General features: G+C 66.8%; 1 protein-coding gene. It reads right to left on the minus strand.

The genetic code is table 11. The features are described 5' to 3' along the window. On the minus strand, nt 1-171 hold a 171-nt coding region (locus HKX41_11740; protein NNC24805.1), incomplete at its 3' end, for a porphobilinogen synthase. Nucleotides 172-268: the final 97 nt, after the last annotated feature.

Genomic DNA, 268 nt, shown 5'->3' on the forward strand with positions numbered 1-268 from the left:
CGAGACGGGCACGCGCTCGTGGCCCGGCATCGACTCGATCGGGACGCGCTCGTCGGTCGTCGCGTCGACGAACACCGGCGCGATCAGGTCGCTCGCATCAAGACTCGTCTCGCTCACCAGCCCGCGGACGCCGTCTTGACGGAGCCGTCGGGGCCGTCGCGTCATGTCCATACGCACACGTGGGTGCCCGTCCGCTTATGGCTCCCGGAGCCACCGCAACCCGATTCGATATCGCATAATACGATTTATGTCGTCCCGGCTGGCGGAC

Origin of the sequence: Salifodinibacter halophilus, from assembly GCA_012999515.1 — a bacterium.
GTDB classification, from domain to species: domain Bacteria; phylum Pseudomonadota; class Gammaproteobacteria; order Nevskiales; family Salinisphaeraceae; genus Salifodinibacter; species Salifodinibacter halophilus.